Genomic DNA, 12,188 nt, shown 5'->3' on the forward strand with positions numbered 1-12,188 from the left:
CTTGTCAAGTAACCGCTTCCATTTTTTGTTGAAAGCGCTATACTTTTTTTGTAATTATTACTTCTATTTTATAAAATAATATAGGAAACTTCAATACTATGACTGTAAAAATCATACTTTTGATTGTTTTTTCTATATTTTGTAGAAAACTATAAAAATCTGAATGTACATTTAGAAAAATACGTCAAAACAGCTGTTTCACTTATAGAAACAGCTGTTACTGAAAAACTATTCTGAATTTACCTTCGATTACTGATTATCCTTCTTTTAACATCTTGACCATCTCATTTTTACGCTCTTCTAGCTCGGCAATTTGATGGAGTAAAAGTCCTGAAAAATCACATTCAAGCTCTTCCGATTCGCCACTATTATACCAATCTAGAGCAACAATATGATTGTCCTTATCAAAGCAAAAAACCACATCTCCATCCCCGATGATAGACAGAAATGGAATATAATCCACAAAACCCAGAGCGTGTAATTCCTTGGTTTTAAGACGAATGTCTAAGAAATCTGGGATGCCATTTGCAATTCCCAAGACTTTAATACCTCGACAGAAGGTCCAAAATGGTGCTACATCGTAAGCCTTGGCTCTTGGCCATAGCTCTTCTCTAACTTCCATAAAGAGACCTCCCAGAGATGACATGGTGAATTCCCTGAAATCTTCTGGCAGACGAATGCCGTATTGATTTTCAAAATCCTGAACATCTTCTTCCGATGGTTCATTGCCCATGCAGGCGACAACCTGATAAGTTTCCTTATCATAGTGACGAAAATACTCATAAACTTCCTTGAGTGCCATTATTTTAATCCTTTTTACTCAGAAATAGTAACTACAAATCCATCTGGTAAGATGACTTGCTGACCATCTTCAAACTGGCAATGACTCGCTAAGTCAACTGAATCTCTGTCTAAGATAAAATCCTCAGAAGACTGATTAAAGATTGCCTGAACTTCTTTTCCTTGGTAGTTCCAGCTCAAGGCAAGAACATCTGGTTCCACTTCTTCCAAGCGATAATTTCCATGCTGAATCATACTTGCCGATTCCTTACGAATCTTGATTAATTTCTTCATAAAATTCAGCATGTCATTGTCTTTAGAAACACGATCCCAAGGCATGACACGACGGCAATCAGGGTCTGGTCCACCTATTAATGCTAGCTCTGTTCCGTAATAGATACAAGGATTCCCTTTTTGAAGATAGAGGAAAGTTAGGGCAGCCTTGACATGTTGGATATTTCCTTTTGCAGTTGTAAGGATACGCTCTGTATCGTGAGAATCCAGAAGGTTAAACATCACCTCTGAGATTTGTTGCTTATAGTACATAGACTGGCTATTGATTTCTGAAATAAATTGCTCCGTCTTTTTACGCTGACGCAAGAAATAATCCTTGATACTTTCAGAGAGTGGGTAGTTCATGACTGCATGGAACTCATCCCCTTGTAGCCAAGGTTGTGAGGTATGCCAGATTTCACCTAAGATATACAAATCAGACTTTTTAGTGAGAACTGCCTTTCTGAAATCTCTCCAGAACTGATGGTCAATTTCATTGGCAACGTCCAAGCGCCAAGCATCGATATCAAAATTCTCAATCCAGTAGGTCGCAACACTTAAAAGATAGTCCCTAACCTCCGGATTAGCTGTATTCAACTTAGGCATATAGCTAGCAAAGGCAAAGGTATGATAAGGGAGTTCTCTTGGATTCTGAAGTTTATCCTCAGTAACTGGAAATTCTTGGATATGGAACCAATCTTTATATGGTGATTTTTCGCCGTTCTTTAGAACATCCTGCCATTGGGCAGACTGGTAGCCTATATGATTGAAAACAGCATCTAGCATAATCTTGATGCCCCGTTTGTGGGCTTCCTCGACTAAATTACGAAAAACTTCCTTGTCCCCAAAGTGACGGTCAATTTCAAAATAATCCGTCGTATCGTACTTGTGATTGGTTGTTGCTTCAAAAATCGGACATAGGTAAAGTCCAGTGATTCCCAAATCTTTAAGATAGTCAAGATGGTCAATAATCCCTTGTAAATCTCCACCAAAAAAGTCATCCCTATTAGGTGCAATGGCAGCATCCCACTCTCGAGCTCCATCTGGAGTTAGATTAGGATTTCCATTCGCAAAGCGTTCTGGGAAAATCTGGTACCAAACGGTATTTGAAACCCAGCTAGGAACCTGACAACCGTCAATTTCGTGAATATAAGGAAGCTTAAAGCCGTTTCCATCAGCATCTAAGTTTTCCTGAGTATATTCTACACAACCCTTATCGCCATAGTAGACACCCTGACCTTCTGTATCAAGAAGTTCAAAGAGATACTGAATGCGAGCAAAATCAACCGATACCGTAACCTGCCAATAGTCAAATAGGGCATCTGAGGTTACTTTGGTCATTTCTTTCTTGGCTTCATACTTATCCTCAATGAAAATAAAGGGATCTCCATAGTGTAAGATAACCTTCTGGACATCATTTTTCTTCGTTCTAATTCGGATATGTAGCTGACCTTCTTTGTAAAGATAAGCATACTCTGATTCTGGTCTATGATAAATGGCTGTTAATTCCATGTCTTGTCTCCTAAAATTAATAAAAACGCAAACGTTTTTATAGTCGTTGTTTCCAGTATACTACTTTAAAATTCGATTTGCAATACTTGGTCAAGTTTCACAAGAAAACAGCTCAAACTAGATACTGTAGACTAATCAAGAAATTTCAGCACCTATCAATAAAAAGCTCCCAAACTCAGCCTCACAGCCTAGTCAATCTGACAAAGAGCAAGTTCTTTTAATCCTCTGTCGTACAGGAAGGTTAAACAAAAGTTGTCTGTTATATTTTGAACCTTGTGTTTACTCATTCCTCTAGGCAAGGCTATATCGCACAATTCTCTTGTTGCCAGAGAAAATAGCTTTTGCTTGCCCTTCCAGTCATCATTTTTAAATAGGGGGCTCAGGATAAGATAAGGCGAATCCGTAAAAATTCCATTGACACCAGCTTTTTTGCCTGAAGCCTTTAAATCTTCAGATTCTAATAACTTTTCGATAATACGACCATCACCAGAGATTTTAACAAGGGCATAATAGTCCATGCCCCATTTATTGACAGAAGTTTGACTTTCTCCAGAGCTAAAGGCATAGAGCTCTTGCTGCCAATATTTCAGACTATCGATTTTAGGACAAGCATCTGAGCTCGTGTCGTGGTAGTTTAAAGCTTTTTTATCAATATGCGAATAAGTGGTCCACGTCGCCTGCTTTTTCTCTCTATCAAATTCTAAAAAGGCAAAGTTTCTTGCCTGATTTGTATAAACTTGCTCTTCAAAACACACGGGTATCTGGTCGCTATCTGATACTATTTGAAAATATCTCTCTTGTGCCTTTTTAGGAAGTATACCTTGCGGATCCTTTAGGGCAATGATTTCTGGATGAGAAAAATCACCAGCATAATAGACTATTTCCTTGCCAGACTTGATGATGCCAATATTTTGTCCATCTTTATAGAGCAGAGGCTCTTCCTCCCAAACATGGTCACAATTCCAAGCATCTATCTCCTTCACACCCAAAGGCGATACTTCAAGCAGACAGTAGCGATTGAAAGCTTCCTTCTCACTGGTCAAGACAACGGCTCGACCATCATGTAGCATGGCTGAGCTTAGGACAATACTATAATTCTTGTCAAGTTCCCATTTGTTCAATAGGCTTAACTTTAGCTTCCTCATTTTCTCTCTCCTAATCCATCACCACTCGTTGATGGCAAATAGAATGGCTAATCGAATATTTCTTAGCAACTGATCCGAAAGGTCATCGTATTGTTGACCAAGTCCCTTATCTTGTGCCAGCCATCCAGGTTCATCATTCCAGGAGCCCATTGCTCCAAAAACATCCGCTGCACTTGCAGCTCTAAATATGCTTAGATGTTGCGGTGGAATTTGAGGTTCTGCCAGTCCTTTACCAGATTCTGGGTCTAGCAAAAAGTTTCTAGCAGAGTGAAAGACTTTGGCAAAGTTGTCACATTCAATTTTAATTGCTAGATCTTCTATACGAGCCAATATGCCCTTAAATTCTTCGATATTATCTTCATAGTGGGGAATGTCTTGAGAAGACCTTTCCCATTCATACTCAGTGTAGGTCACATCCCAGCCCCTACCTGCGGAAGCAGATTCCCAATTTGGTAGGAAATAACTTGCCTTCCCATCTTTATAAAAACAGAGAATTGAACTCTGTGTCGTATTGGAAAAGCCTAAAATCCCTCTGTCTTCAACTGAAATAGGACAAAATAATTGTAAGTCCTTTAGACCTTTTTTCTTAAGGTTTTCAAACCAATCAGATACAGAAAGTTCTGTAGCTTCCCCATTTTCTGACGGCAAAATTTGAAAGCTCAACTTATTTGTATATTTTTCGGGGTTATAACATATTTCTTTACCACTTTTTAAAGCCTTCCTAGCTGCTGCCACGATACAGGCTATCTGATACATTTGTCCATTCATATGATTTCTTCCATTATCCCTTCAATCAGTTTTGTAAGACTTTCTACTACATAGATAATTTCATCAGGGTCATGGATGTAGCAAATAATCTGCCCTTCCTGACCCTCCTGGTCTGGATCAAAATCCAGCATAAGATAACAAGAGTCACAATACTGGGCAAAAGGAAGCCATTTTTTATTAAAAAGATAAGGCTTAATCCTGCTATCACGCATATTTTCCAGGTCTTGACTAGAAAAATAGTCGGGAAATTCGGTTAACAGAGCATCTCTATTTTGAAAGTACTTTTTACAAGTCTCAATTTCCTGTAGACTCATGAGAGAAAAAGTCAGATCTCTCTGGTCAATCACACAAGGTAAAATAGAGAGGTATTTACTCCCATTCTTATAGCTATAAAGCTCTTTGAAGTCACTAGGTAGACGAATACCAAATCTTTCCTCAAAGCCTTGAAGCTCTTCCTCGGAAGCACCAGAAATATCCTGATAATCTTCCAGATATCCTTCCTCTACAGGATCATCCAAATCCCAGTCTTCAAAACACTCACAAATATAAGTTTCTATTTTTTTAACTTGGTCAATTAGTTGCATAATCCCACCATGATTTCTTTATTTTATCTGTCTTCCAATGCTTTTTACCGATTATAACTTGGTTCTTTTAAGTCAATTGGGTTAGGATTTTGCTTAATCCATGCAAGAGCCAATTGGCAGAGGCGGTCCAGGCGAGGCTCGTCATCAAAATCTTTCCCATGAACTTGAGCAATAAGCTCTTTAGTCTCTGCTAATTCTTGATCTGAAAGAGAGCTTCCTAGAGACAAGTATTTAGGGAGAGCCTGAAGCATTTTTCTATAGTCCCTGTCCCAGTTGACCCCACCATTGCGATCCAGTTCATCTCGGACTCGACCTGGTATACGGATAACTTCTCCCTGAACAGTTTTGGCTGCTCCACTTGAAGGAATCAAGAAGGACCAAAGTTCCTCATACTGCTCCTCCCAGCTACCTTCTTTTACGAGAATCGGTGAAACTCCATCGTGGGTTATTCGTTTGGCTACCGGCTTGACATCAAAGAGCTCATAGAGCTTCGCTAAGCCTTTATCTGCTCCCTCGATGTAGTCTGGGTGGATACTTTCTCTATGAAATTCAAAATCCTTGCCGATTTGCTCAACTCTTTCCTTCATTTTAGAGGTTTTCTTAGCACCAGCATCCAGAAGCATAGATGCGATTTCAGCAGTTTGGGCAATATAAATCCCCCGACAAACCATCAAGACTGAAGCTAGTGGGGTTCTTCCCATATCATTTTTAGCATTGACATTTGCTCCCTTGTCAATTAAAAATTTGACAGTCTTAGGATGAAAAAATTCAGCTGCCATATGTAGAGGGGTATCGCCATAGGTATTGGGCTTTTCAATGTCTGCCCCCAATTCACACAAGAGTTTTACTGTATCTCTACCCAAGATTGCTTGACGGTATAAAGGAGTCGCTCCATAATAATCAGGGATATTGATATCCAAGCCCTGTTCGACAAGCCAGATAACCAATTCATCCGGGACTCCTCCCATATGCAGAGGTGTACATAAGCTAAATCTTCCATCATGAGCGGTTAATTCACAACGGTCATAGACTGCTTTAAGGGCTTCAATATTTCCTTCATCCATTAAATCCTTAAACTCTTTTGGTAATGTAACTCTTTTCTTTGCCATATTTAGTTCCTTTCTTCTGATTCAGCATCTAGGACAAGCCAATGAAGATTGTCAATAGTTTTCAAAGTCAGGACTTGTCCATCATAATCATTTTTCAACTCAAGACCGTTTTGCTCAATAGATATATGATTGTACCAGTGGTCTAGGCTGGCGTATTCCCCCATATGAATGTTGATGAGCATACTGGTTATCGGATCCCACGTTCCTTTCTTAACAGTTTCGGCTAAAAGGTAGTAAGCGTCTAAGAATATGAGATTTCTCCCATAGATCCAAAAGGGTAGTTCAAGCTCTAACAAAGGCAACTTGGCAGAAAAAATCTCATCACCGTGCGGTGGCACGGTTTCATAATGAAATTCTATCTCGCTGCCATAATAGGCAATCAAGGCTCCCTGACATCCGATATTTTGAGGAATTCCCTCCTCAGCTACAATAAATTCCATGACCTGCTCCTTATATTTTCAATCATAAAATCCGACCAGACTCTGCCAGAATATCAAACTGGACTCATGGCCTTTTCTAGTCATCAAATGGATGAAGTCACTTTCACAACCCTTCCAAACTGCAGATTGAGCCGTTCCCATGGCTCTAACAAATGCTAGAAAATCTGGTGCCAGCCATATTTTTTCATCATAGGACATCTCTGCATCAAGAGCATAGACCGCCCCAGATTGACAATCCAGCAAAATAGTGTAGGGATCTCCATTTGCAATGATGATCAAGACACTTTCTTGTAGAGTCGAGTAATCATGGTATTCCAAATTGCGATTGATCAGCCAAGTAAGACTAGTGCCGTCCCCATATCCAAACTGGTAACTTAAAAAACCTATCTGCCCCCAGTTATAGGCCAAAATATTTTTCCTAAAAATCGGATCCAATTCTTGGATTTGAAGTTGGCTTTTCAAACGATCCAGTTCAGACACAGGCAGTTCCGTTTGGTTCAAGACAATTCCTTCTCTTATCTCAGGGTCAAGCCCTTGTATTTCTTCTTGGGTAAGGGAAATGATTTGGTCAATTGTCAATAATTCCATTGTCGACCTCCGACTATAAATAATCCATTTTCTACAGCAAACTAGCTAGTTTAGGTCTTCTTTTTTCCGATGAACTTTCTTATCACAATTATACTACAAAGCTATCAAATAGGGATAAACTACCAGTATTTTCAGGGATTATTTTTGACGAACAACTTCTCCGAATTAAAACAAAAAACCATTCCTCAAGGGAACAGCTTTTTTACTTATAATTAAAAGTTTCTCCTGCCAACTTATCTGCTAACTTGGGAAAGAGGGTATAAAATTTATGAGCTAAATTTAGCAAGGCCGGGAGATTGAGCTCGCGTTTGTTTTTTCCGATGGTCTTAACAATCTTTTGCGCGACAGCATCTGGTTCCAATAGAAAACGGTCAACCGATTTGAGGTAGGTCCCATCTGGGTCTGCCTGGTCAAAAAATCCTGTACGGATAGGTCCTGGATTAACAGTTGTCACATAGACACCATAGGGCATGAGCTCAAGGCGAAGAGCATTTGAAAAACCAATGGCCGCAAACTTGGTCGCAGAATATAGACTAGACTTAGCAGTCGCAATCAATCCTGCCATGCTGACGATATTGATGATATGACCTTTTCGAATCTCCTTCATACGAGCTGCAAGCAAACGTGATAGATTCATGAGAGCAAAGGTGTTAACCTCAAACATTTGATGAATGTCTTGATCAGAAATCTTGTCAAAATCTTCAAAAATTCCGTAACCAGCGTTGTTAATTAAAACATCAATCTTACCATAACGCTGATAGAGTTCAGCAACTAGTTCTTCTAAGGCTTGAGCGTCGGTAATATCAATTTCAATCAATTCTGCCTGAGGATGATTTCCGTATAGTTGAGCTAGTTTTTCCTTATCTCTGCCGAGTAAGATGAGTTGGTCATTTGGCAAGAGTTTGACCATTTCTTGGGCTAGACCCCCGCTAGCACCTGTAATGAGAATAGTAGACATACTTTTCCTTTCTCGAGATTCTAGATTTCCACTTCTTCCAAGTCTTTGACCACATGGACATTTTCAAAAATAGTTGCAGCATCTTTCTTAAGCTGGCTAATGTCCTTTGAAAGAAAACGGGCGCTGATATGGTTGAGCAAGAGTCGTTTGGCTCCCGCTTCTGTCGCTACTTGGGCAGCCTGCATATTAGTTGAGTGGCCATGATTACGAGCGATTTTCTCATCACCTTTACCATAAGTGGACTCATGGACAAGAACATCTGCATTGACAGCCAGACGCACACTGGCATTAGTTTTTCGAGTGTCACCTAAGATAGTGATAATCTTACCAGGTCGTGGAGCTGAGATGTAGTTTGCTGCCTTGATCTCGGTGCCGTCTTCTAGGACTACATCCTGCCCGTTTTTGATTTTACCAAAAAGCGGTCCAAATGGTACGCCGGCAGCCTTGAGCTTTTCAGCATCCAGAGTGCCTTCTAGGTCCTTTTGCATGATACGATAGCCGACACAGAAAATAGTGTGATCCAACTCTTCCGCATATACTGTAAATTTATCTGTTTCAAGAATTTTCCCAAGAGAAGCTTGGTCAAATTCATGGAAATGAATCTTATAGGGCAGGCGTGAACCTGACACTCGTAGACTGGTCAAGACAAAAGATTTGATGCCTTGGGGACCATAGATTTCCAAATCTGTTTGCTCTTCATTGGCTTGAAAGGCACGACTAGAGAGAAAACCAGGCAATCCAAAGATATGGTCTCCATGCAAGTGTGTGATAAAGATTTTGCTGACCTTACGTGGTCGAATCGTGGTTTCCAGAATGCGATTTTGCGTTCCTTCTCCACAGTCAAAAAGCCAAACTTCGTTAATCTCGTCCAAGAGTTTCAGAGCGAGACTGGAAACGTTGCGGGCTTTAGAGGGCTGGCCAGCCCCCGTTCCTAAAAATTGAATATCCATTCGATACTTTCTAATTAATCAATATATAACATAGCAGTGCGATTTTCTGAGCGATAATAAAATTTGCCAGAAAAAGCTCTAGCTTCTTGCAGTAAATCCTCTTGGCTATATCCCTTAAGTCGCTTTCTTCCATCTGCTAAATTTTCCAAATCTGTCAAAGCTGTGAGATTTTCCAGGCTGACTACTTCCTCTTCACCAATCGCCTTCATGTAAATCTTACCAGACTCTACAAAAACTAACTGATGAGGAAAAATTTGCGCAATCTCAAAGAGTAATTCATCCGTAATTGCTTCTTTGTTCTCTGAGAAAATGCGACCTAGTCCTTCTTTCTCGTAGCAAAATCCAAAGGATTTACCAGATAGGTTAAGGCGAATAAAAGGCTTGCTTTCTTCAGTGAAACTTGGTTCAGTATTATAAAGGTTTAACTCCTTAGTCAATTCAGCAAAATAATCTGTCGCAGCTTGAGGGCTCTTTTTCTGATAAAGTTCTGCAAAGTAAGCATTGACCACGCTTGGTGGAGGTGTGATGAGAGCTAGCTGCTCCTCTTCAGACCTACCAGCTAGTAGCTGGTCCAAATAGACCTTGTCTAGACTTGTATAGCCACCATACTTGAGTGCTAATGTTTTGATATCAGTCATAAAATTCTTCTAATCTCCATTTATTTTTCTCAGAAATGTAGCCTCTGATGACTTCGCCGTCATCTTGATAATCCCTTTCTTCTAGGATAGCAACACTCTCTAAATCGTGAATCTTATAGGATTTAGAAAAAGGTACACGCAAGGTAAAGGGTTCAAAAATGTCCTTAATCTTATCCAGCAATAAAGCCTGCAACTGTTCGCGACTATTCTCAGACTTGGCAGAAATCAGTGCATAAGGCGTTTGAGTCGGCGTGAAATCCTCCACCAAATCCGCTTTATTATAAAGGGTCAAACGAGGAATATCCTCCATATCCAAATCTTTCATGATAGACAGAACTGTTTTTTCATGTTCCTCATGGTAAGGATTGCTGGCATCAATAACATGAACCAGAAGATCTACATGCTTGCTTTCTTCCAAGGTCGACTTGAAACTAGACACCAACTCTGTCGGCAAATCTTGAATAAACCCAACGGTGTCAGTCAAGGTAACCTGAATATTGCCCTCCAGATGAATGCTCTTAGTTGTCGCATCCAGAGTCGCAAAGAGCTCATCCGCCTCATACTGGGTCTTACTGGTCAAGGTGTTCATGATAGTTGATTTCCCAGCATTGGTGTAGCCAATCAAACCAATCTTGAAGGTGCTTGACTCCAAACGTTTTTCTCGAACTGTCGCTCGATTTTTCTCAACGACTTTGAGCTGACGCTCGATATCTGTAATTTGGTTGCGAACGCTTCGACGGTTAAGCTCCAGCTGACTCTCACCTGGACCACGGGAGCCAATTCCCCCTGCCTGACGGCTAAGCATAATCCCCTGACCCACCAAACGAGGCAAGAGATACTTGAGCTGAGCCAAATGAACTTGAAGCTTTCCTTCATGGCTTCGAGCTCTCATGGCAAAGATATCCAAAATCAACTGCATACGGTCAATAACTTTGACCCCTAGAACTTCTTCTAAATTGACATTTTGACGAGGTGTCAGACGGTTGTTGACAATGACTGTCGTGATTTCCTCTGCGTCCACCATTTGAGCAATTTCTTCCAACTTACCAGAACCGACGAAGGTCTTGGAATCGTATTTTTCACGTTTTTGTCTGTAACTATCGACTACAACTGCCCCTGCCGTTTTAGCTAGACTAGCCAGTTCTTCCATGGAGAGATCAAAATTGTCCATGCCCTGGAGTTCAACACCAATCAGCAGGACTCGCTCTTCTTTTTTCTCCGTTTCAATCATCTAAAAACTCCTCAATCTGGCTGAAAATACACTCTTTCACGCCAGATTCTCCAATCTGATAAAAGGTTACCTGCATGCGGTTACGGAACCAGGTCAACTGACGCTTGGCAAAACGACGAGTCGCCTGCTTGAGACTCTCACTAGCCTCCTCCAAACTTTGCTCCCCTCGAAAATAAGGAAAGAGTTCCTTGTAGCCAATGCCTTTAGCAGCTTGCACATTTGGATAATAATCAAACAGCCACTTAGCTTCATCCAATAATCCAGCCTCAAACATCAAGTCCACACGATGGTTAATCCTCTCATAGAGTTGACTGCGCTCATCATCCAAGCAAATAATCAGTGGTTCATATAAACTTTCTTGATTTTCCAAATCTTGACCAAAATGGGCAATTTCCAAGGCACGCATGGCACGACGACGATTAAATTGGGGAATTTCAAGGCCTGCTTGCTCTAGGAGCTGGGCTAACTCCTCATCTGAAAAAGGCTCTAGACTAGCACGATAAGCTAAAATGTCCTCATGTGGTGTCTCCCCACCTAAATGATATCCTTCTAGCAGACTCTGGATATAAAGACCTGTCCCACCTGCAATAATAGCAAGCTTACCTCGACTTTGAATATTCTCGATGGCTACTTTAGCTTCTGAAACAAAATCAAAAGCCGAGTAAGACTCGGTTACATCTCTCACATCAATCAAATGATGAGGGACAGTTGCCTGCTCCTCCGGACTAGCCTTGGCAGTCCCAATATCTAGGCCTCGGTAGACTTGTTGGCTATCTCCACTAACTACTTCTCCATTAAATCGCTGAGCAACTTCAATGGCAAGTGCAGTCTTTCCAACAGCTGTTGGACCAACAATCACAATTATTTTTGTTTTCATCGTTTTTCCTTGAAAAATTCCCATTTTTTCGTTACTATTATTATATCACAAAATAGACAGGCAGAAAAATGCTATATCTTAAGCTATTTCCGTCTGATTTATAAATAAAAGGAGGAAGACTCATGGCTAAAGGATTTGCTAAAGGTCTCGTAACAGGTGTTGCAGGAACTGTTGCTGCTGTTGCAGGTGCAGTATACGCATTCAAAAAGAAAGTGATTGAACCAGAAGAACAAAAAGCAGCTTTCATCGAAGAAAATCGTAAAAAAGCAGCTCGCCGTCGCGTATCACGCTAATTAATAAAAAAGAAGTTGGAAATTCCAACTTCTTTTTTTCTA

At 40.5% G+C, this 12,188-nt stretch carries 14 protein-coding genes; 1 reads left to right on the forward strand and 13 read right to left on the reverse strand.

The genetic code is table 11. The features are described 5' to 3' along the window. Positions 1-256: 256 nt before the first annotated feature. The 13 genes from QM382_RS04130 to miaA form a co-directional block, all read right to left on the reverse strand. Positions 257-802, reverse strand: a complete 546-nt coding sequence (locus tag QM382_RS04130) for an SMI1/KNR4 family protein (protein ID WP_414272543.1) — start codon at positions 800-802, stop codon at positions 257-259. Between the two features lie 14 nt (positions 803-816). Next, complete coding sequence (locus QM382_RS04135) at positions 817-2,565, reverse strand: glycoside hydrolase family 13 protein (protein ID WP_414272544.1); 1,749 nt, start codon at positions 2,563-2,565, stop codon at positions 817-819. A gap of 188 nt (positions 2,566-2,753) precedes the next feature. Further along, positions 2,754-3,710: a hypothetical protein gene (locus QM382_RS04140; RefSeq protein ID WP_414272545.1), complete on the reverse strand. Its 957-nt coding sequence runs from the start codon at positions 3,708-3,710 to the stop codon at positions 2,754-2,756. An 18-nt stretch (positions 3,711-3,728) separates the two neighbouring features. Continuing rightward, positions 3,729-4,478, reverse strand: a complete 750-nt coding sequence (locus QM382_RS04145) for a hypothetical protein (RefSeq protein ID WP_414272546.1) — start codon at positions 4,476-4,478, stop codon at positions 3,729-3,731. Further along, entirely contained in the window at positions 4,475-5,062 is a 588-nt protein-coding gene (locus QM382_RS04150) for an SMI1/KNR4 family protein (protein ID WP_414272547.1), read from the reverse strand. Before QM382_RS04150 ends, QM382_RS04145 begins: the two co-directional genes overlap by 4 nt. 44 nt (positions 5,063-5,106) lie before the next feature. After that, positions 5,107-6,171, reverse strand: coding sequence for an ankyrin repeat domain-containing protein (locus QM382_RS04155; RefSeq protein ID WP_414272548.1), 1,065 nt, complete (start codon positions 6,169-6,171; stop codon positions 5,107-5,109). 2 nt (positions 6,172-6,173) lie between these two features. Beyond that, complete coding sequence (locus tag QM382_RS04160; protein WP_414272549.1) at positions 6,174-6,611, reverse strand: hypothetical protein; 438 nt, start codon at positions 6,609-6,611, stop codon at positions 6,174-6,176. Between the two features lie 18 nt (positions 6,612-6,629). Then, the gene (locus tag QM382_RS04165) at positions 6,630-7,199 is read right to left on the reverse strand and encodes an SMI1/KNR4 family protein (protein WP_414272550.1); all 570 of its coding nucleotides are present in this window, start codon (positions 7,197-7,199) and stop codon (positions 6,630-6,632) included. A gap of 202 nt (positions 7,200-7,401) precedes the next feature. Further along, on the reverse strand, positions 7,402-8,157 hold the full coding sequence (locus QM382_RS04170) for an SDR family NAD(P)-dependent oxidoreductase (protein ID WP_414272551.1): 756 nt from the start codon (positions 8,155-8,157) through the stop codon (positions 7,402-7,404). A 20-nt stretch (positions 8,158-8,177) separates the two neighbouring features. Continuing rightward, positions 8,178-9,107, reverse strand: a complete 930-nt coding sequence (gene rnz / locus QM382_RS04175) for a ribonuclease Z (protein ID WP_414272552.1) — start codon at positions 9,105-9,107, stop codon at positions 8,178-8,180. A 14-nt stretch (positions 9,108-9,121) separates the two neighbouring features. Further along, the gene (locus QM382_RS04180; protein ID WP_414272553.1) at positions 9,122-9,745 is read right to left on the reverse strand and encodes a cystathionine beta-lyase; all 624 of its coding nucleotides are present in this window, start codon (positions 9,743-9,745) and stop codon (positions 9,122-9,124) included. Then, on the reverse strand, positions 9,738-10,976 hold the full coding sequence (gene hflX, locus QM382_RS04185) for a GTPase HflX (protein WP_414272554.1): 1,239 nt from the start codon (positions 10,974-10,976) through the stop codon (positions 9,738-9,740). The genes QM382_RS04180 and hflX overlap by 8 nt, the downstream gene beginning before the upstream one ends. Next, positions 10,969-11,853, reverse strand: coding sequence for a tRNA (adenosine(37)-N6)-dimethylallyltransferase MiaA (gene miaA, locus QM382_RS04190; RefSeq protein WP_414272555.1), 885 nt, complete (start codon positions 11,851-11,853; stop codon positions 10,969-10,971). Before miaA ends, hflX begins: the two co-directional genes overlap by 8 nt. 122 nt (positions 11,854-11,975) lie before the next feature. Between miaA and QM382_RS04195 the strand changes: the two genes are divergently transcribed. After that, on the forward strand, positions 11,976-12,146 hold the full coding sequence (locus QM382_RS04195) for a DUF3042 family protein (protein ID WP_001051780.1): 171 nt from the start codon (positions 11,976-11,978) through the stop codon (positions 12,144-12,146). The last annotated feature ends 42 nt before the right edge of the window (positions 12,147-12,188 follow it).

Origin of the sequence: Streptococcus infantis, assembly GCF_047465185.1 — a bacterium.
GTDB classification, from domain to species: Bacteria; Bacillota; Bacilli; order Lactobacillales; family Streptococcaceae; genus Streptococcus; species Streptococcus infantis_O.

Bases quoted from the DNA above. Each gene is read 5' to 3' on its own strand.
- QM382_RS04130 (WP_414272543.1), bottom strand. From the start codon at position 802: ATGGCACTCAAGGAAGTTTATGAGTATTTTCGTCACTATGATAAGGAA.
- QM382_RS04135 (WP_414272544.1), bottom strand. From the start codon at position 2,565: ATGGAATTAACAGCCATTTATCATAGACCAGAATCAGAGTATGCTTAT.
- QM382_RS04140 (WP_414272545.1), bottom strand. From the start codon at position 3,710: ATGAGGAAGCTAAAGTTAAGCCTATTGAACAAATGGGAACTTGACAAG.
- QM382_RS04145 (WP_414272546.1), bottom strand. From the start codon at position 4,478: ATGAATGGACAAATGTATCAGATAGCCTGTATCGTGGCAGCAGCTAGG.
- QM382_RS04150 (WP_414272547.1), bottom strand. From the start codon at position 5,062: ATGCAACTAATTGACCAAGTTAAAAAAATAGAAACTTATATTTGTGAG.
- QM382_RS04155 (WP_414272548.1), bottom strand. From the start codon at position 6,171: ATGGCAAAGAAAAGAGTTACATTACCAAAAGAGTTTAAGGATTTAATG.
- QM382_RS04160 (WP_414272549.1), bottom strand. From the start codon at position 6,611: ATGGAATTTATTGTAGCTGAGGAGGGAATTCCTCAAAATATCGGATGT.
- QM382_RS04165 (WP_414272550.1), bottom strand. From the start codon at position 7,199: ATGGAATTATTGACAATTGACCAAATCATTTCCCTTACCCAAGAAGAA.
- QM382_RS04170 (WP_414272551.1), bottom strand. From the start codon at position 8,157: ATGTCTACTATTCTCATTACAGGTGCTAGCGGGGGTCTAGCCCAAGAA.
- rnz (WP_414272552.1), bottom strand. From the start codon at position 9,107: ATGGATATTCAATTTTTAGGAACGGGGGCTGGCCAGCCCTCTAAAGCC.
- QM382_RS04180 (WP_414272553.1), bottom strand. From the start codon at position 9,745: ATGACTGATATCAAAACATTAGCACTCAAGTATGGTGGCTATACAAGT.
- hflX (WP_414272554.1), bottom strand. From the start codon at position 10,976: ATGATTGAAACGGAGAAAAAAGAAGAGCGAGTCCTGCTGATTGGTGTT.
- miaA (WP_414272555.1), bottom strand. From the start codon at position 11,853: ATGAAAACAAAAATAATTGTGATTGTTGGTCCAACAGCTGTTGGAAAG.
- QM382_RS04195 (WP_001051780.1), top strand. From the start codon at position 11,976: ATGGCTAAAGGATTTGCTAAAGGTCTCGTAACAGGTGTTGCAGGAACT.